The organism is Pallidibacillus thermolactis (genome assembly GCF_025660415.1).
Lineage (GTDB): Bacteria > Bacillota > Bacilli > Bacillales > Caldibacillaceae > Pallidibacillus > Pallidibacillus thermolactis.
In genome coordinates, this window is the sequence record NZ_JAOUSE010000004.1 from 52869 (window position 1) to 79146 (window position 26278).

Genomic DNA, 26278 nt, shown 5'->3' on the forward strand with positions numbered 1-26278 from the left:
CACTCACGATGAGTGTTTTTTTTATTTTTTAAAGCCCGTATCTATATTTGAATCCGGGTTATTACCAATCGTTGACACAAAATAACACATTCATTTATTATGGGAAAAGGACAATGCGTGTTGCAATTTTATGAAAGTTTGGTCAAGATAGGGTACCTACATGGCAATATTTAGAATTCACTTATCAGGATGTAGCAGGGAATCTTCATTTGGAAAGCTAAGTAAAACAAGCATTGCTTCCTATAAGTTTTATAGCTGAAAGAATTTTTTTATTAAAGAGAAAATGGAGGATGGAAAAATGAATACACTGATACAGCCAGACGATACATGGCTATTATGGGGGTTTTTAGCAGGCTGGGCAGCTGTTAGTATATATTTAGAGCAAAAATACAAATGGGCTTCCAGAATATCCGGTGCGATTATCGCACTTGTTGGAGCCATGTTATTAGCAAACTTTAATATTATCCCTACGGAATCTCCCGTTTATGATACGGTCTGGGGATATGTAGTACCACTTGCTATACCATTACTGTTGTTTCGTTCTAACATATTCAAAATATGGAAAGAAAGCGGTAGACTACTTTTGATTTTCTTAATCAGTTCAATTGGAACAGTAGCCGGAGCAATTGTAGGATTATTTTTCGTGCTGAAACAATATATTCCTAGCTTAGATAAGATTACAGCCATGATGACTGGTTCTTATATCGGTGGAAGTGTAAACTTTGCTGCGATGGCTACAAAATTTGAAACGCCAGGTGAACTTGTTTCAGCAACTGTTGTTGCCGATAATTTACTCATGGCAATTTATTTTCTTGTATTGATACTACTTCCAACACTACAATTTTTTCGTAATAAATATCGTACCCCCCATATAGATGAAGTAGAAAGAAGTAACCATTCTGATAAGAACTTAGCTGCTTCATATTGGGAACGTAAGGACATGTCATTATTAGATATCAGTAAAGCAGTTGGTACAGCTTTTGGCATTGTAGCGATATCCTTTACGATTGCTTCGTATTTTGACCATTTGATTCCATCTGGAGAAAACGTAAGTATATTTTTCAATGTATTAAATGGAATATTGGGTGATAACTATTTAATGTTAACGACACTGACGATGCTTCTCGTGACGGTTTTCCCTCGTTATTTTGAAAGTATAAATGGAGCTCAGGAAATTGGGACATATTTAATCTATATTTTCTTTGTCGTTATAGGTGTTCCTGCTTCTCTTCCGTTGATCTTACAAAATGCACCGCTTATATTTGTCTTTGTCACAATCATGGTGTTGATTAATATGATCGTTTCCTTTGGTGTTGGTAAAGTGACGAAATTCTCATTGGAAGAAATTATTCTGGCAAGTAATGCAAATATTGGTGGACCGACAACTGCTGCGGCGATGGCAATTTCAAAAGGATGGACAAAACTTGTTGGACCGATCTTGCTCGTCGGAACATTAGGTTATATTATCGGGAATTATGCGGGTACAGCTATTGGTCTTTGGTTAAAGAACTTTTTATAAGAATTTAATTTCAATCATTTACGTTCTCCTATTTAAAATGAATCATTTGTTTTGACGGACACCAAACATTAAGATACGGTGTCCGTATATTTTTTAAGAGCAGCAAATGACAATCCCCGTTTAAAAGTAAAGTCTTGGTTCATTTACATTTACGTATTCTGAATAAATTTCTCATTATCAAAAAAGTCTTTTTGGATGACGATCAAGCAAAGAACAAGATACTTTCAACATGTAGATCGTTTGAAAACGATTTATTAAATAAAAATAAAGAATTGTATGATCATTTTTAGTGACATTTATAATCGAAATAGAAAGAGGGATACGAAATGGATAATAGAGAGAAAATTTTACTTGTTGAAGATGATGCATCAATTGCCCGTATTTTATGTGACCATCTAAGGAAGGAAGGTTATTTTGTTACTTGGGCCTCGACTGGTAAAGAAGGGTGGGAGGATTTTAAATCAGAGAATTATCAAATTGTACTTATTGATCTCATGTTACCTGAAATGGACGGGTTTACATTATGTAAAACTATTCGACTTGAAAGTGATCTTCCGATATTAATCATCAGCGCGAAAACGGAAGTCGATAGTAAAATTAACGGTCTTGAGTTAGGTGCCGATGATTATATAACAAAACCGTTTCGTCTTGATGAATTAACAGCACGAATAAATGCCCAACTGCGCAGATACAGACGTTATTTAAATACTGATCAGCCAAATATTCATGAATACTTTCATGGTTTAAGAATTGACTTCCGAAATGAGATTGTTTTTTTAAACGGTGAACCGGTTCACTTAACGGCGAAGGAACTCGAACTATTGTTTCTTTTAGCAAAAAATCCTTTTAAGACCTTTAGCAAGTCAGAATTGTATGAGCATGTTTGGCAACAGGAGGACATCGATGGCAATAACACGGTTACAGTTCATGTGAAAGGTTTACGGACAAAAATAAAAGATGAAGCAAAAACAGCAAAGTTTATCCAGACGGTGTGGGGTGTCGGATATCGCTTTATTGGAGAAAGAAAAAGATGAAGATTAAACCATGGCTTATGATTAGCTATCTTGTTGTTATGATCTTACCTATAATCGTCCTTTATTTTTTCTATATAAGTTTATTACATTTTGATGAAAAACGTGATTTTAAAGAATATATGGAAGCAATGGATAAAGTAACCAAGTTAGATTCAATTTTATCTAATCCCTCTTATTACCAGGTACAAGATGTAGAAAACTATCGAGAATTACAAGACATAGTTGACTCATCTATGAACATTAAGTTGTATCGTGACGATGGCTTAAAGCTATATTCAACAATTGATAACACCGGTGTTGAAATCTATTCTGTTCACCGACGAAATTTTACTTATCAAGATTTAAACGTTTTAAAAAAGGATTACCGTACGTACACATACAAGAAGCCGGTTTTTAATGAAAATAATCTGATTGGGATTTATGAGATTACAATGACACGTGATATTTGGTTAGAGGGTGTTCAAAATCGGACATTGATTCTCGGTGGATGTCTAGTCATAACTTTCATGGTCATTTATGGGTGTGTGATAATTCTCTTAAATCGTAAATTGAATCGACCGTTACACCTATTAAAAGAAGAAATGAATGCTTTTGCAAAAGGAAAAAGTAGGAGAATAAAACTACCTCAAACGAAAGATGAAATTGGAGAGTTAATGGCTCATTTTTCAAAAATGCGGGAAGAAATTGAAGCAAAGAATAAGGAAATTAAAAAGCAACAACAGGAAAAAGAATATATCATCGCTGCTTTATCCCATGATTTAAAAACCCCGCTAACAGCGATACGTGCTTATTTTGAAGCGATAAGTAGAAGTCAAGAATTGTCGGATCAAGAAATGGAAGTATATCGTGCTATTATTTTTGAAAAATTGGATTACATGAAAGAGATGGTCGATGATTTAAATGTATTTACAAAGTTAAAATCGACTGCGAAAAAAATTGAATTTGTTGACGTTGATGGGGAAGAGTTTTTCGATATGTTATTGGGGGGATATGAAGGAACCTGTCGTGAAAGAGGGATCAACTTAACTGTCGAACAAAATGTGTCCGCTCATATTTCAGTTAATGTTAAACAAATGATTCGAGTGGTTGATAATTTAATGTCCAATGCGATTCGTTATACAGATAAAGGAAAAAATATATGGCTCGCTGCAATTTCACAATCAAACCCGCTACCGACATGGATATTTGCACCTTTTATTTGGGAACTTGAATCCTGGCGGAAAAATGGAACCATCATTCTCATTCAAAATGAAGGAAAGGAAATTTCAAAAAAAGACTTAGATAATGTATTCGAACCCTTTGTCCAACTTGAAGAAGCCAGAGGGCAAGGCGGGACTTCGGGGCTCGGGTTAAGTATTGCAAAGATGATTATGGAACAACATGGAGGAAAAATAAAATTATGGTCACATCCAAACTATGGTACACTCGCGGCATGTTGGTTAAAGGAAGGGTGAATTATAAATGAATTTACAAAAAATAATTCTCATTTTGTTTGTAAGTGTTGGAATTTTACTAACAGGCTGTTCGGAGGAATCCACTTTGCGAACAGATGAAATCATTGAGAAAGTACTAGCGGAAGATCAAAATTTTCAATCGTATTATGCAGAAGCCGAACTAAAAACATATGAAAATAACGAACTAATTGAGCATAGTATTATGGAAGAAAAGAGAAGTGGAGAAAAGGTAAAAGTGATTATGAAAAACGTACAGACAGGTGGGGAAGAAATTTTAATAAATGATGGTAAAACGATGACTGCTTATGACAAAATAGAAAATAAGGCAATGATTGTAAATGATATAGAAACTTTGGAAATACCGAATCGAAGTCCTAAAGAAAATGTTATTACCTTATTAGAAAATTTAAAAGGGAGTCATGAATATGAGTATCTTGGTGAAGAAAAAGTGAATGATTTCCATACGCACCACATAAAACTAAAGGCAAAGGAGAAAAACTCATTATATGGAGAAATAGAGCTTTGGATTGATAAAAAAACATGGTTTATAGTAAAAAGTATTAATACAAGTGGAAGTATTCGCATGGAGAGTGTGTATTCAGTCATTGATACGACACCAAAATTTTCCGACAATACATTTATTATATCTTTACCAGACGATGTTAAATTTATAAATCTAGAAGCTGAATTAAATGAAACGGAAGGAACAATTGAAGAAGCCAAGGAAAAATTAGGTCAGTCATTTCTAGTATTGAATGAGGAAAATGTAAAATTAGATAAAGTTGATATTACCAAAAGGGGTGGAGACATCAATCAATCTGAAATTACTCTCACGTATATATATGAAGATGACATTTCAGAAATCAGTCTTTCTATATTTCCAACGCCTGAAGAAGACGAGTATGCAATCAATCATAATATGAAGATTCGTGGTCAAAATGCGGAATATATGAAAGAAATTAATGCATATACTTGGGATGAAGAAGGTCTTCGATACACTCTTATTATTGAGGAAATCGGCTCCACTTTTTCTGAGGAAAAAGTTATTAAATTAACAGAAGGAATGGTGAAAAGTTCATAGGTATGGAAACGTAAGGGCGGATATCAAGTCCATTTTTTTCAAGTAGAAATATAGCCACTTCCTTTTTTAGAAAACCACAAAAATTGAATGATCAATATTTGTGGTTTTTCTTTTTTGTAAAAAGCGCTGCTATTTGCGGAGTCTAATTTGTCAGTCCTTTTTATAAAATCTTAAAAAACATGAAACTTTTTCATTTGTAAATACGTTAAAATATTATCAGTTGTTGATAAAAGGGGAGGAATAAGATTGAGTATTTTAACAAGATTTAAAGATATTATGGCTAGCAATATACATTCGTTATTGGATAAGGCGGAAAATCCAGAAAAAATGATTGACCAGTATCTTCGAAATCTAAATCGTGATTTAGGGAAAGTGAAGTCCGAAACCGCTTCGGTTATGGCTGAAGAACGACGGACAAAACGTGAATTAGATGAATGTCGACAGGATATACAAAAAATGGAAAACTATGCTATTAAGGCACTTGAAGCAGGTAATGAAGGAGACGCTAGGAAATTCCTCGAGCGGAAAAATCAATTAACGGCAAAGGAAACCCAACTTCAACAAATGTATGATATCGCAGCAAATAATGCTTCACAAATGCGACAAATGCACGATAAACTTGTATCCGATATTGCTGAATTAGAATCGAAACGAAAAATGTTAAAAGCAAAATGGGCTGTTGCAAAAACAAAAGAAAGAATGAATAAAATTGGTGATTCTACTGAAGACGCGAAAAGTTCCCTTTCTGCTTTTAATCGTATGGAGGATAAAATTAACACTGCCTTAGATCAAGCCAATGCGATGGCCGAATTGAATGCAGAACCAAAAGACGATGTTGAAGATTTAATGAGCAAATATGATAGCAACCCATCTAGTTCAAGTGTTGATGCTGAATTAGAAGCTTTAAAAGCGCGGTTAGATAAAAAAGACTAGAATTTTTGGAGCTGCCTTTCTCATAAAGGCAGCTCCATTCGAGAAATAAAATGCAAGTTATAGCGTAATTGGAGGTGACAGGTTGCGTGGTCATCCATTATAAATGTCCAAACTGTGGTAATGACATGGCCTATGACAGTGAGTCTGGAACATTATTATGTGAGGCTTGTGGTACGAAAGAAACGATTGAAACGCTACCAGAAGAAAACATTACAACTACTTTTTCTGAGGAAGAAGCGAGAGAATATAATTGTGAAAATTGTGGTGCTGTCCTTTTAACCGATGCCGACACAGTGGCGACAAAGTGCAGTTTTTGCGGGGCAGGTGTTGTCCTTTCTGACCGTGTTTCGGGAACATTAGCACCGAGTTTAGTGATTCCTTTCACTATTAGTAAAGATGAGGCCGTTCAAGCATTTAAAAAATGGTGTCGAAACGGATTGCTCACACCAAAAGGTTTCATGAGTGCTGATAGGGTAAAAAGTATTACCGGTATGTATGTACCGTTCTGGTTATATGACATAAATAGCCGAGTAAAGGTTTCTGGTACAGCAACAAAGGTAAGGACATATTCCCATGGGGATTATATTTATACGGAAACAAAGTACTATGATATTTTTCGTGATATAAACCTTGATTATCTGAAAGTTCCTGTAGATGCTTCAGCAAAGATGAATGATGAGTTAATGGACAAATTAGAGCCCTTCCCATACGATCAATTAAAAGAATTTAAAACACCTTATTTAGCAGGGTTTATTGCTGAAAAATACAATTACACCGACCAAGAATTATTGCCTCGAGTAAACGAGAAAATTGATAGTTTTATAGAAGATTATATTCGTTCAACGGTTAGAGAGTATGAAACAGTGAATTACCGGTATAAAGATATCGATACGAAAAAGTTGAAAAGCTATTATGTTTTATTACCAGTTTGGATGGTTGTTTATGACTACGAAAAATCAGAATATACATTTGCGATGAATGGAAACACAGGGAAAGTCGTTGGAAAACCACCAATTAGTTGGGGAAAGGTTGCCAGTTGGTTTGGTGGCGTATCGGTGGCATCATTGTTTGTCTTTCGTATTATAATCCTCATTATGGGGGGTGGCTTTTTATAAAAATGAAAAAAGTTTACATTTATTTCATGGCAATCATTATGTTTACTTTTATTTGCTTTATTCCTTTTTTTGAACAGGTCAAAGCTATTGACCGTAAAGTATATGATGAAGCAGGTATTCTCAGTCATCGTGAAGTTGCTGAACTAGAATCGTTAGCGACAGAGCTAGGTGAAAAGTGGGATACGGACTTTCTTATATTAACGACGAATGAAACGAACGGTCTATATATAAAAGATTATATGGCTAATTTTTATGATGAAAAAATTGATGAACAAGGATTATCAAAATGGAATGCCACTATATTATCTCTAGATATGAAACATCGTGATGTTTATTTGTCAGCCTTTTATAAAGGAAAACTATATATCGATGAAAAACGTATCGATCAAATATTAGATGAGGTTACGCCCTATTTATCAAACGGAAATTATTATGAAGCTTTTAGAGAATATCTTTATCAAGTAAATGACTATATGGGGCGTGAGCCTGCAAAATGGTATTTACAGTGGTGGTTTCAAATACTTGTATCATTAGGAATTGGTGCGATTGTTGTCGTCGGATTAGCCTTAAATGTAGGTGGGCGTGTCACCGTTACGTCACGAACATACTTAGATACGAAGAAATCACGGGTTCTACAGGAAAAAGATCGATATATTCGTACAGTAGTCACAAAACAAAAGAAACCGTCACAAAAAAGTAGTGGCAGTGGCGGCGGTACAACTCCGGGTGGACATTCCTTTAGTGGTGGAGGTCGCAAGTTTTAATTGTTAAAGATTTACGATATGGGATCAATTTTCAAATGTTGAGTACTCAATTATGATAGAAAGGAACGAAAGTGATGGCGTTTTTTAAAAACCAATTTGCAAATGTTGTAGAATGGGAAGAATTTCGCGATGATATGATTTTTTGGAAATGGGCAAATAAAGAAATTAAAAAAGGAAGTAAATTAGTTATTCGTCCTGGCCAAGATGCCATTTTTATAAATAATGGGAAAATTGAAGGGATATTTACCGATGAAGGAGAGTATAAAATCGAATCGGAAATTATTCCATTTCTGTCAACTTTGAAAGGATTCAAATTCGGTTTTAATAGTGGAATGCGTGTTGAAGTATTATTCGTGAATACGAAAGAATTTACTGTCAAATGGGGTACAAAAAATCCGATTAATATTCCTACCCTTGGAATGCCTGGCGGAATGCCGATTCGGGCAAATGGTACTTTTCAATTTAAAGTAAATGACTATATTGCCTTAATTGATAAAGTGGCAGGGGTGCGTAGTAGTTATTTAGTTGAAGATGTAAAAATCAGGATTACAGCCATTTTAGATCAATTGTTAATGAAGTGGATAACTAAAGAAGGAAAAGATATGTTTAACTTGCAAGCGAATGCTTACGAAATTGCGAAAGGAATTCGCGAAGATTTAGATATGCAAGTAATGGACGATGGATTTACGATTACTCGATTTAATATTATGAGCTTCAACTATCCGAAAGAAATCCAAGATATGGTTACGAAAAATGCTTCCTTTGGTATGGTCGGCGATATGAATAAATATAAGCAAGTTTCTATCATAGATGGAATGTCGAGTGGGAAAATGCAAGGAAGTGGTGCAGCATCGGATATGACCAGTGCCATGTTGGGAATGCAAATGGCGAAAGAAATGATGAAAGATATGGATGAAAAAGAAAACGATCCATCATCAAAGGTTGCATCAAGTCAGCCACAACAAACAGAAGGTACGAAAAAACCAAACTTTTGTCCGAACTGCGGTGAAAAAAATACGGGTTCCAACTTCTGCCCAAACTGCGGTCAAAAATTATAACAAAAAGAGCGTTCAAGCGCTCTTTTTTGCTATGTAAATTTACAAAATTTAACATATACTTCCGATTGCACTCATATTCAAATAGGATGAAACATGATAAATAAATACAAGCGAGCATTTTATGGAGATGATAAAAATATAATTGATAAAATAATCGATGGGATAACTTATTTTTTACATCACACGAGTTACGGTACAGCATCTAAAGTAAGGAAGTATTTTTGCGAATAATAATTTTATTGTTATATGTGTCAAAGTTAAGTTCAATTGCTTTTGGAATCAACGATGATCGTAAAGGGAAATAGAAAAAAGGAGTTTATTAAGATGCGAAAAGTATTAATGAGAATGTTGGAAGAGCGAGAAGACGAAATGATAAAAATAAGACGGCACCTTCATGATAGAACAATATAAAGATCATACGATAAAAGAGGTAATCGAATTCCCGAGAATGTCACCGTCTGATGATTTTGCTTATTATCTAGAAAAAATACCAGGTTCTTATTTCTTTATTGGTTGCACGCCAAAAGGGGTTGAGCAACCTTACTTCAACCATCATCCGAAATTTGAAATTGACGAAGATTGTCTTCTAGTTGCAGCAAAAGCGGCCGGAAATGTTGTTGTACGCTATTTGTTTGAAAAGGATTAATACGTTTAAGATAAGCTCCTTCTTTAAAATAGTGGGGCTTTTTTAATATGGTCACTAGTCCTCTTTAAGTTATAGATTAATGGGGTTGCCATAAGATTGGTGGATTAGATGAATCAAATAAAATTCATAGGGTATGAAGGTATTAAATCTTTAATCGATTTAGAAGAATGAATATATTTGGTTGTTGGATTGAACTTGCATTGTTATAATAATTCTATTATTTAAATTTAGCGTTATTATGCGAGTTTATGTTGATCGATCTATTAATCTATTCTTTGTGAATCTTTTTTAATGGAGGTCATATTGGAATGGCTACCTTACAAGTGAAAAATATGACGATCGGAGAAGGGAAACCGAAAGTTATTGTTCCACTTGTTGGAAAGACAAGTAGAGAAATTTTAAATGAGGCAGAAGCCGTTAACCGTCTTAAGCCAGATATGGTTGAATGGCGTGTCGATTGTTACAACGAAGTTGAAAATATACAAAGCGTTAAAGATGTACTTCGTGAGTTAAGGGCTATTTTTTCTAATGAACTTCTCCTTTTCACATTTCGCAGTCATAAAGAAGGTGGAAATAAAGTAATCAGCGATGATTATTATGTAGAATTGAACCAAGCCGCTATATTAACCGGTCAAATTGATTTTATTGATATTGAGTTATTTAATAAAGAAGAAGTCATTAAAAGCATTCAAGAAACAGCAAAGGCAAATGGCGTGTATGTTATTATGTCAAATCATGATTTTACTAAAACTCCTGATAAAGATGAAATTATATCTCGCTTACGTCAAATGCAGGAACTAGGTGCGGATATTCCTAAAATTGCTGTAATGCCTAACTCTGTACAAGATGTCATTACACTTTTAGATGCAACATATACGATGAAGACAAAATATGCCGATCGTCCAATCATAACAATTTCTATGGGAGCAACGGGAATGATCAGTCGTTTAGCCGGAGAATTGTTTGGTTCTGCCTTTACCTTTGGAGCAGGGAAAGATATATCTGCTCCTGGACAAATTTCAGTTGAGGAATTAAAGACGGTTTTAGACATCTTCCATAAGCATTTATAATTTTGCTTTACATTTTTTGATGACTTCTTCTAACGAAACATTCCATTTTCTTTCAAATAATGATGATAAATTGCTTTTTAATTCTTTATCCTCTATATTAGATATTTCTAAATAATATTATTCTCTTATTTTTTCAATATAGCTGACATCTTTATCAAGCAATATTGTGTTATAAGTAGCAAAAATATCGTAATTAACACTACGTATTTCTTGGGCTATGTTCCTTAATAATTTCGCCATTTTAACTTCTTAGTAAATAGATGTTTATCATTTAAATTATTTGTTTTTTGTTCACTATAGGTTATATGCGAAACATTTACTTTTGGAACCTTGAACCAAACCACCAGTGATTAGTAAATCATGTTACTTTTTATACAAGTTAATTTAGTGATTCTACTTGTGAAGCGGACCGCCAATCTTCTTTTCATTATCATTAGAGCCGTGGTGCTATCCATTTATATCACAATGAAACATCATAGCTAGTCCATTGTTCTAAATGATAAAAACTTTCATAAGTATATAAATGGATTAAAACTATTGAGGCGGGTGAGAAACATGGACGAGAAAAATTCAAGAAATAAGAAGCAAGTTAATGATGATGCAAAACAACAGCAATTAAATAAATATCGCATCCAAAATACTGGAAAACCGTTAACAACAAAACAAGATTTAAAATTTGCAAATGATAGTGAAATTTTAAAAGCAGGTGAACGTGGCCCAGGGTTAATGCAGGATTGGTACTACTTTGAAAAATTCGGTCATTTTAGCAGGGAAGAGATTCCAGAACGAGTTGTGCATGCAAGGGGATATAGTGCCCACGGAGAGTTTGAATGTTATCAATCTATGAAGCATGTCACTAAGGCCTGTTTTTTACAGGAAGCTGGAAAAAAGACGCCTGTTACTTGTCGTTTTTCTACTGTACAAGGACCAAAGGGTTCTTATGATACAGTAAGAGATTTACGATGTAAAGGAGTTAAGTTTTATACAGAGGAAGGGAACTACGACCTAACAACAATTGCAATGCCTGTTCTTATTGTACAGGATCCGATGAAATTCCCAGATGTGATTCATGCGTATCAATCGAAGCAAGACGATGACATCCCTACTGGTACAGGAGCTCATGATCGGTTTTGGGACTATGTTGCAAGTAACCCAGAATCACTCCATATGGTGACGTGGATTATGTCTCCACGTGGCATTTTAAGAAGTTATCGAATGATGGAGTCTTGGTCCATCAATACTTATTTATTTGTGAATGAACAGAACGTTGCGACCTTTGTACGTTTTGTTTGGAAACCTGTTCTTGGTGTTCATTCATTACTACAAGATGAAGCAATAAAACTTGGAGGTATCGATCCTGATTATCATCGTAAAGATTTACGTAGAGCTATTGATGCTGGACAATATCCTGAATATGAATTAGGTGTTCAGCTCATTCCGATGGAAGATGAATTTAAGTATGATTTCGATATTCTTGATCCTGCAAAGTTTTGGCCAGAAGAATTAATTCCTGTTCAAAAAGTTGGAAAGTTGACATTAAATCGAAACATTGAAAATTACCATACAGAATCCGAAATGGTTGCATTCAACCCAGCCAACGTAGTTCCAGGTATTGATTTTTCTAATGATCCGGTATTACAAGGTCGTTTATTTGCCTATCGTGATACACAACATCATCGACTTGGTAGCGCCAATTACGATGAATTGCCGATAAATAAACCACTTTGTCCATTCCATAACAATACACGTCGTGGATATATGCGGTATCGGATTGATGTTGACCATGTCAACTACCGAAATAATGAGCTTGCCAATAATACACCGTACACGACACCACCACAAAAAGGCGGCTATCTCGAGTATCCGAAACGAGTCGAAGGACGAGTCGGCAGATGGCGCAGCAAATCATTTGATGATGTCTTTTCGCAAGTACGAATTTTTTGGAATAGCTTAACACCAATAGAAAAACAACATACGATAGATGGATTTAGTTACCAACTTGGTAAAGTAGTAAGTGAATCAGTACGCCAAAGAAACGTCGATTTATTAGTCAATGTGGATAAAGGCCTCGCTGATATTGTTGCAGATAATATAGGGGTTAGTCGTCCAAGTGGTAACCATGTTCCTGTTTCAACAAGCTATCCTTCACTAAGTCAAGAAAATACTCCGAAATATGCACAAACCCAATGGGTTGGTGTAGTAATTGGAGATGGTTTTAACGGGAAAGAAGTAAAGGACACCATTGAATTTTTGAAAAATAATGGTGTTTGGGTAGATATTGTCAGTGATAAACTGGGTTCTGTCATAGGAGATGATGGAACGAAAATAGAAGTTACCCACACATTTATTACGGCGAGTCCATATTTATTTGATTCTGTTTATATTGTAGGTGGAAATGCTCAAAACCAAGCAGGATTTATGCAAAACGTATTTGATTATGTGCAACATGCCTACTCACATTTTAAACCGATTGGAGTAGCCTCAACTGGTCAATCCTATATCCGTCGTTCCTCAAAAAATAATTTAGCAGGTGTTGTATTTGCATCAGGTAATCCAAACTTTGAAAGGGATTTCCTTCAAGCTATTGCTACACAACGCTTCTGGGATAGAAGATAGATATTTATGGGAAAGCTTGATTTTCAAAAAAGGAGGAGATCACCTCCTTTTTTAATTGGCACAATCGTAAATCGCACAAAAAGTTAGTAGATCGCACACAAATTTCAAGTTCCGCACACTTTTTGTGATTTTCGCACACATTTCATTAATTTTCGAACATATTTTGTGGCTTTCGCACGTTATAAATTAAAATTCGCACAAACTCGTTCAATTTTTAGGCTGTTCAGTTCGTTTGAAGCATAGTTTGGCTCATTTTTTCACTAAATAAGGTGAAATTAATGGACTTGTAAGAAAAATATGTATCAAAAATAAATTTGATAACCAAAGTACCCAATCATGATAACGAAGAAAACGATCAATGCCTGTTCAAATGGACCTCCGCTTTTAACTCCAACGGGAATGCCCACACGAACTTTGAACGGCCATAAAAACTTGACCCCATCTACAGTTAACATATCAAGTAAAATATGATTTACCATGCCAAGCAGTATACCCAATTCTAATGATACGGGAAGAGATATCGTTTGAAACAACCAATATCCTAATAATAAAATTAGTAAACTGTGCGTAAATGTTCGGTGGCCGAAAGCTGAACTGATGATGTTATCAATAAGTGGAACAGCTCTACCAATCTTTGAACTTTTATGGTCAATATCGGGTAATAGTGCACCGAACATTAATCCACTAAAAAAGAGCACCTCACCATCGACGGGCCCTACGTAATGAAGATAAATGGTTCCTGTTGCTATTCCGCCAAGTATGTGTGTGTTCCCCTGCATGTTTTTTCCTCCAAATGAAAGTAAGTTGATACTGATATAGACTATCATTCAATTAAAGTAGGATCAAGAAGTACATAAATTTTATAGAAATATAAAGATTAGGGATTTTGTCTATTTACAATAAACATTGCGAATTTCCATCGTCAGTATGGCGATTAATGTTATAATGTTATGTATAAATTTGAAATATAAAAAAATTTAGAGGATGGGATAATGGATGGAACGTTTTACTAGAAAAGATCAACAAAACTTTATTAAAAAAGCGGAAGAACTGGCCACCGTATTTAAAGAAAGAGCTGCAATATATGATACAAATGGAACATTTCCATATGAAAACTTTGCAGACTTAAAACAGAACGGCTTTCTTGCATTAACGGTACCTAAAGAGTATGGCGGCTATGGTTTAAATCTACTAGACTATTTAAAAGTGATTGAACAAATTGCGAAAGGAGATGGTTCAACGGCTCTATCATTAGGTTGGCATCTTGGTATTATCCTTGAACAAAGTGAAAATCGGAGTTGGCGAAAAGAGAGTTTTGCTAAGCTTTGTGAATTGATTGTAAAACATAAAGCCCTTATTAATACGGCTTCATCAGAACGGGCAACAGGAAGTCCTTCTCGAGGTGGAGTGCCGACGACAACGGCCATAAAAGAAAAAAATAATTGGCGTATAAATGGAAAAAAAGCTTTCACGTCTATGGCGGTTGCTTTAGATTATTACCTTGTTACCGTTGATGTCAATCATTCGGGAAAAATTGGTTTAATCTTAGTAGAAAAAGAAACAGAAGGTGTTCACATAGAGGAAACGTGGGATAGTATTGCAATGAGAGGAACTAAAAGTGATGATCTCATTTTAAATGATGTACTTGTACCGGAAGATGCTTTGTTACATGTAGAAGATAGATCGAAAAAGAACTACCCAAAGGGATGGATGTTACAAATTCCTGCTTGCTATATTGGTATTGCTTCATCAGCAAGAGATTATGCAATACAATTTGCCTCAGAATATAAACCAAATACTTTATCAGGTCCGATAAAAGAAGTACCAGAAGTAAGGAGAAAAGTAGGGGAAATGGAGCTGGAATTGTTTAAGGCTCGTGAATTATTGTATTCGGTTGCTAGAAAATGGGTGGAACAACCAGAAGAACGAAGGAAGATGGGTTCAGAACTTGCTGCTGTTAAACATATTGCAACGAACAGTGCAAATAAAATTGTAGATTTAGCTATGCGTATAGTTGGAGCGCGAAGCCTTTCTGCAAAAAATCCACTTCAGCGATATTTTCGCGATGTACGTGCGGGTCTTCACAATCCACCTTCTGATGATATGATACTTTATAATCTAGCGAAGGATGTATTAGATCATTAACGTACGATAGTATGGGGATAATGATGCTATTTTTTGTACGTTATTTATGCTTGAGCTTTTCCATAAGTGCTCTAAATTATTGGAAAAATTTATTTAAATCTAATGGACTCAACCGAATGGGGAATACGGATTGGATTGCTATTGAGTTATCGTTAATAAAAAAAGGGAACTGGCCACTCCTTGTAAATGAGATTGGCCTTTTCCCTAATTTTAATCGATGATCCCTTGATCCATTAAATAAGTTCTTGCAACATCATAAGCCGATTTTCCTTCTACATTTACCATATAGTTCATGTTCCGCATTTCTTCGTCCGTAATTTTTCCTGCTAATTTATTTAAAGCATCAACCACTTCTGGGTATTTTTCAGCCGTTTGGCTGAGCATCAATGGTGCCCCTTGATAAGGTGGGAATAGTCCTAAATCATCCTCCAATACTTTTAAATGATATTGGGCTAACTCACTATCTGTTGAATATGCATCGACTAAATTTATATCACCCGTTTCAATTGCCTGATAGCGTAAATTTGGTTCCATCGTTTTCACATTAGGAAAACTTAATCCGTAAAGTTCTTGGATTCCCTTGTAACCATCTTCTCGGTCATTAAATTCCAACGTAAAACCAGCCTGAATTTCATTTTCCACACGTTTTAAGTCTGAAATCATTTCAATTTGATGCTTGTTGGCAAAATCTTTAGGTACCGCCAAGGCATATGTATTATTGTATTGCATTGGCTTTAACAACACCATATCAAACTGTTCTAAAATTCCTTCTTTTGCTTGTTCGTAGACTTCTCGACGATCAGTACTTACCGCTGATTCCTTTAAAAACTCTGTTATGATGGTACCGGAAAATTCAGGATATAGATCAATCTCACCAGATTTTAGTGCACTGAATACAAAGGACGTTTTTCCGAAACCGGGTTCCAATCGAACTTGAAGATCGGTTTCATCTTCAATTAAAATTTTATACATATTAATCAGAATCTCGGGTTCAGCGCCAAGTTTTCCCGCAATGACAAGAGTATCATCATTTTTATTATTAAAAAATGAGATCATACCGATTAATCCAACTAAAACGAAAAAGCTGCCCACGATTTGTATAATTCGTTTCATTGAAAGTTTTTCCATTTTCTTAAGCATGAAATCAAATAAAATAGCTAATAGGGCAGCTGGGATAGCCCCTAGTAAAATTAGTGAAGTATTATTTCGATCTATACCAAGTAAAATTAAATCACCAAGTCCACCACCGCCGATAAAGGCTGCTAATGTTGCCGTACCGATGATTAACACCATCGCTGTTCGTATCCCTGCCATTATAACTGGCATGGCCAAAGGTAATTCAACTTTTAACAAGCGTTTCCGACTATTCATTCCCATTGCCGTCGCTGCTTCTATTAACGAGGTATTTATTTCTTTAATCCCGGTATAAGTGTTATGAACAATTGGCAGTAAGGCATATATGACTAACGCAATCACCGCAGGAATTTTGCCAATACCTACTAACGGTATCATTAATCCTAAAAGTGCAAGGGAAGGTATGGTTTGAAGTACAGAAGTGATACCAATGACAGGTCCTGCAAATTTCTCATGTCTTGTTAAAAAAATTCCAAGAGGAAGCGCGATGATTACTGCTATCAATAATGATATTAGGGAAATACTGATATGTTCGACAAGCGCTACAATAAGTTCGTCTTGTCTTTTTTCTATAGATTGAACAAAATGAATCATCATACTTCCTCGCTTTCATTTAAGCGTTTGGACATTAACTTGTAAAATGATGCGCGATTAATCGTTCCAATAATTTCACCGTTATTTTCAACCGGCAATTCATCTGTATATGCCAGACGGTCAACAATCGTTTTTAAGTCACATGACTTTGAAAGCGCGAATTCTGGATTCAAATCTTTGCTTGTGTCAGTCAATTGAATGATCGGGTCTAATTCGACAATCGGGTTTGAAACACGCTTTGGGGTACCAACAAATGTTTTAACAAAATCGTTTGCTGGTTGGTTGAGGATTTCTTCAGGTGTTCCGATTTGTTGAACTTCTCCATCTTTCATAACGCAAATACGTGTCGCTAGTTTCAACGCTTCATTCATATCGTGGGTGACAAATACAATCGTCTTTTGTATGTTACTATACAATTTTAAAATATCATCTTGTAACTTCGTTCTACTGATTGGATCAAGTGCAGAAAATGGCTCGTCCATCAAAATGATTTTCGGGTCACCAGCCAAAGCGCGAATGACCCCAACCCGTTGTTGTTCTCCACCCGACAATTGGTGCGGTTTTCTATTTCGATATTCATCTGGATCTAATCCAACCATATCCAATAGTTCGGTTATCCGATGTTGAATACGGGCTTTCTCCCAATTTTTAAGTTCTGGAACAATTGCAATATTCTCTTCAATCGTCATATGGGGAAAAAGTGCAATATCTTGAAGCACATAGCCTATATTCCAACGGAGTTCATTTATATCGTATTCGAGAATATTTTGATTTTCGATTAGGATCTTTCCTTCGGTCATTGGCACTAATCGATTGATCATTTTCAAAGTTGTCGTTTTACCCGAACCGCTTGGACCGATAATAACGAAAAGTTCACTGGCTTGAATTTCCATATTTAAAGGCTTGACTGCATAGGAACCATGTTCATATTTCTTTGCTACATTTTCAAAACGAATCATAAAATTCTCCTTTATTCATTCATGCCTCAAGAATTTTCTTCTATTTTTACACAATCGACACGAATCGTCAAAAGAAACGGGAAGATCGTGGGTTTATATTTATAAACGATACATACATAGAGAAATACGAATAAAAGTTAATCATTTATATGTAAAAAACAAATAAAATGGGTTGAAATTGAAATACTAATGGCAGGAAGGGAGGGATATCCAATTAAAAAGGATAAAAATTTAAAAAATAGGAATGTAACAGAAGTTGGTGGAAGTTTTTATCACCCATCTTATTATCAAGGATCTACTCAGGTTGAAAAGGGGCTTGCAGAAACTCATGAACAAGTTAGCGACAACTATACAACTGGTACGGTTGATCAGTTGCTCGATGAGGATAAGAGTGAGTGATAATAAATGAGTCAATAGAGATTTGTTGACTTTTTTCTATTTCCAAAAAAACATTTGATCGACATTTGTGAGAAAAAAATTATTCTACAGTAGGATCAGAAGAATAATTAAAATGATGGGCATAAGACGATCTTCCAATTATTTAATAACAGAGGAATGGGTTCCATAAATTTTCGTAGAGAAAATTTGGAACCCATATTCGTTAAAACTCTTCATAAACAGCTGGATCTTGATTTTTTCGTCTACCATCAGGACGACTAAAACTAGAGATTGTTTCCATATCGGTTTCATTTAATTCAAAGTCAAAGATCTCTATATTTTCTTTTTGTCGCTCAAAAGATGCGGATTTTGGAATCGCGATAGAACCTAGTTGGTAGTGCCAACGTAAAATGACTTGAGCAACAGTTTTATTGTACTTTTTGGCGATGGTTTGTAATGTATCATTTTCAAGTAATTCAACGCCTCGGAAAAGCGGACTCCAAGATTGAGTTTGAATATGATGTTCGGCATGCCACTTTCTTTGTTCAGCTTGATTAAAGTATGGATGGAGTTCGATTTGATTAATGCTCGGTTTGACACCGGTTTCTTTTTCTAACTGTTCAATGTGCTCCGGTAAGAAGTTACAAACTCCGATCGAACGAATTAGTCCCCATTTTTTGGCATCTATTAAAGCTTGCCAAGCTTCTATAAATTTTCCTTGTTTCGGGTTTGGCCAATGAATTAAATATAAATCATAATAATCTAAATTGGCACGGTACAGGGATTCTTGGATTGCAGTTACAGCTAGATCATATTCATGATAACGCCCTGGAAGTTTCGAAGTAATAAACAATTGTTCTCTAGGCACTGAACTGCGACGAACGGCCTCACCTACCGTACCTTCATTTTCATAGTTGTATGCAGAATCAAGTAAACGATATCCGATATCGATCGCATTTGTGATCGCACGAACCCCGTCTATTCCTTTCAATTGATATGTGCCTAAACCAATTGCAGGCAATTTTAGTCCATCATTTAGTGTAAACTCTGGAATTGAATGAACCATGAACACAACACTCCTTTCGATTATAGAATACCATAATTTGGCAATAGACGATAAGAAAGAAAATCGCAAATACGGATCGTATAGAAGCTGATTGTAATTTTGTACCTCTAATTAAGTCCAATCCAATCATTTTCCATACTGACAGTAGCTCATAGATTTTTTTATAAACGGGCTTTTTAAAGAGAGTTGACCGCAAATCGAGCGGAAACAGCAAAAAATTTTGTGACCGACAGCGTAAGCGCCAGGCACACGAGTCGAGGAACTCGCAAACGCGTTTGCACTCATGTAGTGGCTGAGACTATGCCATTGGCAGCGTGTTCGCCAACGTACCGAACCATTATCCCCAAAAGCGGACTTTCTGTACAACCATAAAATTATTTACATGTCGTAATTTCCTGTCACGTCAATATTCTTAATCATCTTTAACAATAAATCTCTCGGATTTAAAAGTAGAGCTTCCATTTCAGAAGACTTGTCATTTTCCTTTAGAATATTGATTTCGTTATTTATATCCTCCATTTTTCGATCGAGTTCTGCAACTGTATCAGCCGCTTCTTTTAATTGTTTTGTTAAATGTTCTGGAATTTGTTTATTGTATTTATAATAAATTTTGTGTTCTAAACTTGCCCAAAAGTCCATTGCAATTGTTCGAATTTGCATCTCTACAAAGACACGTTCCACTCGATCAGACATAAAAACAGGGATTTTCATCACAATATGTAAGCTTTGATAGCCATTGGGTTTTGGATTTTTAATATAATCTTTCACTTCTACGACTTCGATATCCGATTGAGCTTGAATCATTTCACTGATACGGTAAATATCAGATACAAAAGAGCAGATAATACGAATTCCAGCAATATCTCGGATATTTTCTTTTATTGCTTCTAGTGAAAAGGGGATATTTTTCTTTTGAATCTTTCTTATTAAACTTTCGGCAGATTTTATTCGGGTATTTACATGTTCAATCGGATTATAATCATGAATTAAACGGAATTCATCTTTTAAAATATTTACTTTCGTACTTATTTCTTCTAAAGCAAATTTATAGACTAGACCAAACCTTGTAAATTGCTCTCGTAGATTTTCAACAAATTCTTTATTCAACACTTTTTCTGCTTGCATAGTTTATTTTTCCTTTCTCTATTAAAATAGAAAGTAAGTTTGTATTCACTTTTCAAGAGATATTATTGCATAAAAATGTGAAAAAATTATTAAGGAATCATTTCATGTATATGTCCTAGTTATAATTAATGGATGTAGAGGTAGTAAAAAGGGTAAGAATTCGGCTATGAATTCCTACCCTAAGACAATTGGAAATCAATATGTCAATTTGTTCTTATTTCGTTGGTAAATCTTCGATACTGTCAATATCCATGTAAGTTGGAACGACAAAACCTTGTTGAGCCCCTTCAAGGTTCGGTCCAAGATCGTCGATTTGACCTTTGTACTGTTCAGCATAAGAAGCGGCACCAACTGGCAACCATGCGATCAACATGCCGTCAATTTCACCATTCGCTAGACTTTCAAAGGCAATTCCCATATCAAGTGGTGTTAATTCAACATTGTAACCTAATTCTTCCAAAATAAGTGTGACGACATTGGTTGAAGCAATTTCTGTTTCATAATTAGTATAAGCTAGCTTGATCGTCTCGTTATGAACCGGCTTAATTCCTTCTATCCACTTATTGACACGATCTCGATTTTTTTCAATCCATTCCAGAGCGGCATCACGTGGTTCGACACTTTCATCTTTTCCAAATTTCGACATAACTTCATTCATATCATCTACTTCCCAGTAGAAGTTATCTAAAAATTGATAAGCGGAAGGATGATCATCTTTTAACCCTAATCGAACCATTGTATGTATATTTTCAGAAGCACCAAGGGTTCCTTTCGGGTCTTCCAAGAATTTTAAATCATATTCTGTAAAAATCCAGTGCGGTTGCCATAACGTGACGACGATCGGCTCTTCTTTTTTAATGGCATTTCTCAATTCCGTAAGCATTGCTGGTTCTGAGCTCGGTAACAATTTTAAATCAAGATTGTATGCTTCAATTGTTTCTTCTGCAATTTTCATTGTTCCCGAACCTGGTTCAATACCGACGATTTCTGTGATTTCCGATTCCTTATTCGTTCCCCCGTTAGAACTGCTTTGACAACCCATAAGCAATAGGAGAAAAACAATGCTTGAAAAGGTTATTATTTTTTTGAAAAATGAATTTTTTAAAATTGTAAACACCCTCTCAATATAATTTATAACATAGTATTTACCAAACCAATGGGTTTATTATAAATAAAATTAATCATAGGCTCAAAGCCCATTTCATACGATCTTAGCTAATATAGCGGGGTTATGATAGGTAGTGAAGTTTAAACGATAGTAATGGTTATAATTCCAACTTGTTTCGGTGATTTCTTATCGAATTTAGTCAAGTTTTTCCAGTTTTCATTTATTCCTAGCCCTATAAGTAAAACTTCTCCAATCTGTTTGATTATTCAATGGGAATCATTCGTTTTTAAAAAGCCTTGAGTCATAAATAAAACGAATATCTTCGATAAACAAATTTGCCGATGCAACTAGTTTGATTATGTTATATCCCTTTTTAAATGCGTCAATCCAATGTCTAAATATAGATTTAAGTGAGCTGATAATTTCAAGAAAAATATTTTAATAAATCAGAATATGCATTATAATAAAAAGAAATTTAATTCAGCCATGATGATAAGGTGTTTGTGAATGTCTCTAAGCAAAAGTTAATGGTTATATATTGAGAATAAAAGATGGTAATCAGGAATTTTTGTTTTTTCAACATTCCATCAAAGAAGCGGGGATAAAGTTGCAAAAGGTACTATAAAACTACGTGAGGATATGTTTGATGCAGTTAATATGGAATTTTTCTACCATTCTTTTAATTTCTCAGTATAATAAGAAGAAATATTTAACACAAAATTAGTACTTGATGTTCAAGTCTAGAAGGGGGCAAGGGGGAGTAATATGATACGTAAATTAACACAAAATGATCATGAAGTGGTTATGGAACTTGTCGGTAAAAAACCAGCTGAAAATTTATTTATCATCGGTGATATTGAAGCCTACGGTTATGAGTCCGAGTATCAAGAACTTTGGGGTCAATTTAATGATGATAAGTTAATCGCCGTTTTATTACGTTATAACAATAATTATATCCCGTATAGTGAACAAACATATGATGTTAAAGGATTTGCAAAAATCATTAATAGCAATCCGAATCCGATAGAAATTAGTGGTTTAAAGCACTTAATTGATCCGTTACGTAAGTTAATTAATCGGGAAATTAAAGAAGATAGAGAAATGTATTATACGAAATGTACAAAGTTAAATTATGAGATAAATCGAGACCTGTTACAACAAGTAACCTACTTACAACCGTCCGAATATGAGGAAAATATTAACTTGTTGCGTTCAATACCGGAATTTGCCTATGGGAATATAAGTGTTGAATCCAGAAAACGAGCTGAGCAACATAAAACGGGAAGAACATATATCATTCGTAATGAAGAAGGTGTTATGGTTTCTACAGCATCATCAACAGCTGAGAACTCCCAATCAGCAATGATCGTTTCAGTTGGCACACGGCCAGGATATGAAAGAAGAGGATATGCTACTCGTTGTATGGAAAAACTTTGTAGTGACTTAATAGCAGAAGGGAAAACACTTTGTTTATTTTATGATAGTCCGAAGGCCGGAAAAATTTATAAACGTTTAGGTTTTGAAGATATCGGAATGTGGACGATGATCCGTTATAAATAACATTGGGCTATTTTACAAAAAGTTTGTTCATAAGTGTTTCAACTAAAAATAACAGATTTCCTGCAAACAAAAACGCTTGGAATATCCAAGCGTTTTTTCTACATCATTTAAGATAGAAAAAGATAAATGAAACTTTTTTATGTCCATTTCGTTTTTATATAAAGATGTTATTTAAGCTTTTCTTAAAAATGAAGCTATTGAAATGAATATGGGAAGCTCACTTTCATATTTATAAAGAGTAATCTTAGGATGTGATTTGATTGTTAGGCTTAGCATTTGCCATCCTTATCAGTGTTGGCATACCAATTATGGCGTTTCTTTATGCATGTAAAAAAAGACGATTAATTCCATTTTTATTAGGAATGGTAGCTTTTGTTGTATCACAAGTGATGTTGCGTATACCTTTACTTGACTTTCTAGATAGAAATAGTACTGATTATATATTTTTCAGCCTTTCTCATCCTTTTCTTTTTGCAACTTTTCTTGGCTTAACAGCAGGACTGTTTGAGGAAACTGCTCGATTTGTTGCAATGCGATTTTTCATGAAACAACGGGAGTGGCAGTCAGGTTTTCTTTTTGGTATAGGTCACGGGAGTATTGAAGCCCTGATATTTGTTGGGATACCTGTATTAAAATACGCATTCACAGCGACTTTCAATCCATTTGGGGCGCCATTTTTTATCGGAGGGGTTGAACGTTTCTTTGCGATCATTTTACATATTGGTCTTTCAATCATAGTGTTACAGGCGGTTGTTCAACGAAAAATAGTATATATACTTGTTGCAATATTAACTCATACTGTAGTCAATGCGATAGTCGGCATCTTACCTTTATATATATCAGCAGATGATGCTGTTGTTGTGATAGAAGTGGTGCTTGCCGTTGTCGCATTAGCGGTATTCAGTTATACAATTTGGATTAAAAGAAAGGGGATATTCGAATGAAAAAAACTATATTTTTATTAAGTATTTTCTTGCTGGTTGGTCTCGTTGCCTGTGGAAGTAATGATACAAGTTTAATGGAAAAATATGTTCCTAAGGCAGAAGAAGTTGTTAAGCTATTAAATGATGGTTCATATGAAGAGGTTTATCATCAATTTGATGAAACAATGAAAAACGCCTTACCAGTAGAACAGATGGGACAATTAAAAACTGTTATCGAAAAATCCGGTGAATTTGAAACGTTTGATAAATCTACGGTGGAAGAACAAGATGGTTTTTATGTTGTTGTCCTAGTTGCAAAATACAGTAATGAAGATCGGGTATATACGATTTCATTTAATGATCATGATGAAATAGCAGGGTTATATGTTCGCTAGATATCCTTGTGAGTTGGAAGTTAATATCATAAAACAGTATGCAGAACGCTTGGACTTATATGTTCAGGCGTTTTTGTTAGTATTTAACCATAATGATAGTGGATATTTTTATACTATATAACATGTAGAAAGGATCGCCCTTCATCTTCGCAAGAAATATTTTTTCTTGTGTAAGGGTTTACACGAGAAATTTTTTTCCATATAATGAATGTATGATTTAATGAACATTTGGAAGGAGTTTTGAAAAGTGGAAATATATTTATTATTGATTACGTTGATTGCTATTCTTATTGTTATAGTCGGAGTTTCATATTTTAAATGGCATGCATTTATAAGTTTACTATTGGCTAGTTTATTTTTAGCAATTTTTTCTGGAATGGACTTTGCCCAAATTGTAAGCGCTTATGAAGATGGGGTTGGCGGTACACTTGGGCACTTAATCGGAATTATTGCACTTGGAACGATCTTAGGGAAAATGCTAGCGGAATCAGGTGCTGGTCTTGTTATTGCTCAATTTTTTATTCGCACCTTTGGAGAAAAGCGACTTCCATGGGCCATGTTTATTTCTGGTTTTATTATTGGTATACCTGTCTTCTTCGAAGTTGGTATTCTTATTCTATTACCTCTTGTCATATCAATTACAAAAGCTTCAAAGCAGAATATATTAAGGGTAGGTCTCCCTGCGATAGCAGGATTATCCATCGTTCATGGACTCGTTCCTCCTCATCCAGGGGCGTTAGCTGCCATTGGAATATATGAGGCAGATCTTGGAAAGGTATTATTATATTCCCTCGTTATTGCTTTACCAGCAGGAATATTAGGTGGACCTTTGTTTGCGAAGTGGGCAGAAAAAAAGGTTATTCCGGAAGGGGAACCAACCTTAATTAAAGTAGATGATCAATTTGATAACCGAAAAATGCCTAGTGTTGGAGTTTCATTTTTAACCATTCTACTTCCAGTTATTTTAATGCTATTCGGTACATTTGCACCGTATCTTCCTGTCAATGATCATGTTATAAGTTTTTTGGAATTAATTGGTAGTCCATTGGTTGCCATGCTCATTTCGGTATTTGTCGCTTTTTGGTTATTAGGTTTCCGCAATGGAATGGATAAAAAGATGATCCAAAAACTTATTGAAGATTGTTTATTACCGGTTTCTTCAATTGTATTAATTGTTGGAGCTGGTGGTGGTTTTAAACAAATTTTAATCGACAGTGGTATTGGAAATGTCATAGGCGAAATGTCACAAGCTCTAAATCTATCACCATTAGTGATGGCTTTTGTTATTGCTGGTCTAATTCGGATAGCGACGGGGTCAGCTACAGTTGCCTTAACGACCGCAGCTGGTATTGTATCCCCAATAATTGCGGGAATGTCTGGTGTTAACTTAGAATTACTCGTCATCGCAACGGGTGCTGGTTCTTTAATGTTTTCCCACGTTAATGATGCAGGTTTCTGGATGGTAAAAGAGTATTTAGGGTTAAACATTAAAGAAACGTTTAAAACTTGGACCATTTTAGAAACCATCTTGTCTTTCGGAGCATTCTTTATCGTTTTAATTCTAGATTTGTTTGTTTAGTTAAAATCTTGGAATAGAGGGA

The 26278-nt window shown here is 35.0% G+C and carries 21 protein-coding genes and 2 pseudogenes; 17 read left to right on the top strand and 6 right to left on the bottom strand.

Translation table 11 applies throughout. The features are described 5' to 3' along the window. The first annotated feature begins 298 nt into the window (after nt 1-298). The 11 genes and pseudogenes from OEV82_RS02585 to OEV82_RS02635 all read left to right on the top strand — a co-directional run bounded on the left by OEV82_RS02585 (nt 299) and on the right by OEV82_RS02635 (nt 13290). Nucleotides 299-1519: a DUF819 family protein gene (locus OEV82_RS02585; RefSeq protein WP_263060908.1), complete on the top strand. Its 1221-nt coding sequence runs from the start codon at nt 299-301 to the stop codon at nt 1517-1519. A 326-nt stretch (nt 1520-1845) separates the two neighbouring features. Next, entirely contained in the window at nt 1846-2553 is a 708-nt protein-coding gene (locus tag OEV82_RS02590) for a response regulator transcription factor (RefSeq protein WP_263060909.1), read from the top strand. Continuing rightward, a complete protein-coding gene (locus tag OEV82_RS02595; RefSeq protein ID WP_263060910.1) occupies nt 2550-4007 on the top strand; it encodes a HAMP domain-containing sensor histidine kinase in 1458 nt (485 codons plus the stop codon). The genes OEV82_RS02590 and OEV82_RS02595 overlap by 4 nt, the downstream gene beginning before the upstream one ends. A gap of 7 nt (nt 4008-4014) precedes the next feature. Next, nucleotides 4015-5088 (top strand): LolA family protein, encoded by a 1074-nt coding sequence (locus tag OEV82_RS02600; RefSeq protein WP_263060911.1) that lies wholly within the window; start codon nt 4015-4017, stop codon nt 5086-5088. Between the two features lie 246 nt (nt 5089-5334). Then, a complete protein-coding gene (locus OEV82_RS02605; RefSeq protein WP_173662263.1) occupies nt 5335-6021 on the top strand; it encodes a PspA/IM30 family protein in 687 nt (228 codons plus the stop codon). An 86-nt stretch (nt 6022-6107) separates the two neighbouring features. Continuing rightward, the gene (locus tag OEV82_RS02610; protein ID WP_263060912.1) at nt 6108-7136 is read left to right on the top strand and encodes a TFIIB-type zinc ribbon-containing protein; all 1029 of its coding nucleotides are present in this window, start codon (nt 6108-6110) and stop codon (nt 7134-7136) included. A gap of 2 nt (nt 7137-7138) precedes the next feature. Then, entirely contained in the window at nt 7139-7900 is a 762-nt protein-coding gene (locus tag OEV82_RS02615) for a TPM domain-containing protein (RefSeq protein ID WP_173662261.1), read from the top strand. A 74-nt stretch (nt 7901-7974) separates the two neighbouring features. Then, nucleotides 7975-8958 (top strand): SPFH domain-containing protein, encoded by a 984-nt coding sequence (locus OEV82_RS02620; RefSeq protein WP_173662260.1) that lies wholly within the window; start codon nt 7975-7977, stop codon nt 8956-8958. A 427-nt stretch (nt 8959-9385) separates the two neighbouring features. Beyond that, a pseudogene (locus tag OEV82_RS02625) lies at nt 9386-9604 on the top strand (amidohydrolase); the annotation flags it as partial. 308 nt (nt 9605-9912) lie between these two features. Then, nucleotides 9913-10674, top strand: coding sequence for a type I 3-dehydroquinate dehydratase (gene aroD / locus OEV82_RS02630; protein ID WP_263060914.1), 762 nt, complete (start codon nt 9913-9915; stop codon nt 10672-10674). A 555-nt stretch (nt 10675-11229) separates the two neighbouring features. After that, nucleotides 11230-13290, top strand: a complete 2061-nt coding sequence (locus OEV82_RS02635) for a catalase (protein WP_173660678.1) — start codon at nt 11230-11232, stop codon at nt 13288-13290. Between the two features lie 302 nt (nt 13291-13592). On the opposite strand, the gene OEV82_RS02640 is transcribed toward OEV82_RS02635, so the two are convergent. Beyond that, nucleotides 13593-14069, bottom strand: coding sequence for a metal-dependent hydrolase (locus OEV82_RS02640; protein WP_263060915.1), 477 nt, complete (start codon nt 14067-14069; stop codon nt 13593-13595). 217 nt (nt 14070-14286) lie between these two features. Here OEV82_RS02640 and OEV82_RS02645 point away from each other — a divergent pair, with 217 nt between their 5' ends. Continuing rightward, on the top strand, nt 14287-15435 hold the full coding sequence (locus OEV82_RS02645) for an acyl-CoA dehydrogenase family protein (RefSeq protein WP_263060916.1): 1149 nt from the start codon (nt 14287-14289) through the stop codon (nt 15433-15435). Between the two features lie 210 nt (nt 15436-15645). Here the strand turns inward: OEV82_RS02645 and OEV82_RS02650 are convergent, their stop codons facing one another. Together OEV82_RS02650 and OEV82_RS02655 are read right to left on the bottom strand one after the other, a co-directional pair. Beyond that, a complete protein-coding gene (locus tag OEV82_RS02650) occupies nt 15646-17163 on the bottom strand; it encodes an ABC transporter permease/substrate-binding protein (RefSeq protein ID WP_263060917.1) in 1518 nt (505 codons plus the stop codon). Then, on the bottom strand, nt 17163-18122 hold the full coding sequence (locus tag OEV82_RS02655) for an ABC transporter ATP-binding protein (RefSeq protein ID WP_263060918.1): 960 nt from the start codon (nt 18120-18122) through the stop codon (nt 17163-17165). Before OEV82_RS02655 ends, OEV82_RS02650 begins: the two co-directional genes overlap by 1 nt. 228 nt (nt 18123-18350) lie before the next feature. On the opposite strand from OEV82_RS02655, the pseudogene OEV82_RS02660 reads away from it, so the two are divergent. After that, nucleotides 18351-18521: pseudogene (locus tag OEV82_RS02660) on the top strand (DUF4025 domain-containing protein); the annotation flags it as partial. A 202-nt stretch (nt 18522-18723) separates the two neighbouring features. Here OEV82_RS02660 and OEV82_RS02665 read toward each other — a convergent pair. From OEV82_RS02665 to OEV82_RS02675, 3 genes are all read right to left on the bottom strand, one after another. Then, nucleotides 18724-19566: an aldo/keto reductase gene (locus OEV82_RS02665; protein ID WP_263060919.1), complete on the bottom strand. Its 843-nt coding sequence runs from the start codon at nt 19564-19566 to the stop codon at nt 18724-18726. 378 nt (nt 19567-19944) lie between these two features. Beyond that, nucleotides 19945-20691 carry a GTP pyrophosphokinase gene (locus OEV82_RS02670; protein ID WP_173661216.1) on the bottom strand — a complete coding sequence of 249 codons (747 nt, stop codon included), beginning with the start codon at nt 20689-20691 and terminating at the stop codon, nt 19945-19947. Between the two features lie 214 nt (nt 20692-20905). Beyond that, complete coding sequence (locus tag OEV82_RS02675; protein ID WP_263060920.1) at nt 20906-21733, bottom strand: glycine betaine ABC transporter substrate-binding protein; 828 nt, start codon at nt 21731-21733, stop codon at nt 20906-20908. Between the two features lie 831 nt (nt 21734-22564). Here OEV82_RS02675 and OEV82_RS02680 point away from each other — a divergent pair. The 4 genes from OEV82_RS02680 to OEV82_RS02695 all read left to right on the top strand — a co-directional run bounded on the left by OEV82_RS02680 (nt 22565) and on the right by OEV82_RS02695 (nt 26256). After that, complete coding sequence (locus OEV82_RS02680) at nt 22565-23359, top strand: GNAT family N-acetyltransferase (protein WP_263060921.1); 795 nt, start codon at nt 22565-22567, stop codon at nt 23357-23359. A 260-nt stretch (nt 23360-23619) separates the two neighbouring features. Next, nucleotides 23620-24303, top strand: a complete 684-nt coding sequence (locus OEV82_RS02685) for a YhfC family intramembrane metalloprotease (protein ID WP_263060922.1) — start codon at nt 23620-23622, stop codon at nt 24301-24303. Beyond that, nucleotides 24300-24677, top strand: coding sequence for a DUF3887 domain-containing protein (locus OEV82_RS02690; RefSeq protein WP_263060923.1), 378 nt, complete (start codon nt 24300-24302; stop codon nt 24675-24677). Before OEV82_RS02685 ends, OEV82_RS02690 begins: the two co-directional genes overlap by 4 nt. 247 nt (nt 24678-24924) lie before the next feature. Then, nucleotides 24925-26256 carry a GntP family permease gene (locus tag OEV82_RS02695; protein ID WP_263060924.1) on the top strand — a complete coding sequence of 444 codons (1332 nt, stop codon included), beginning with the start codon at nt 24925-24927 and terminating at the stop codon, nt 26254-26256. Nucleotides 26257-26278: the final 22 nt, after the last annotated feature.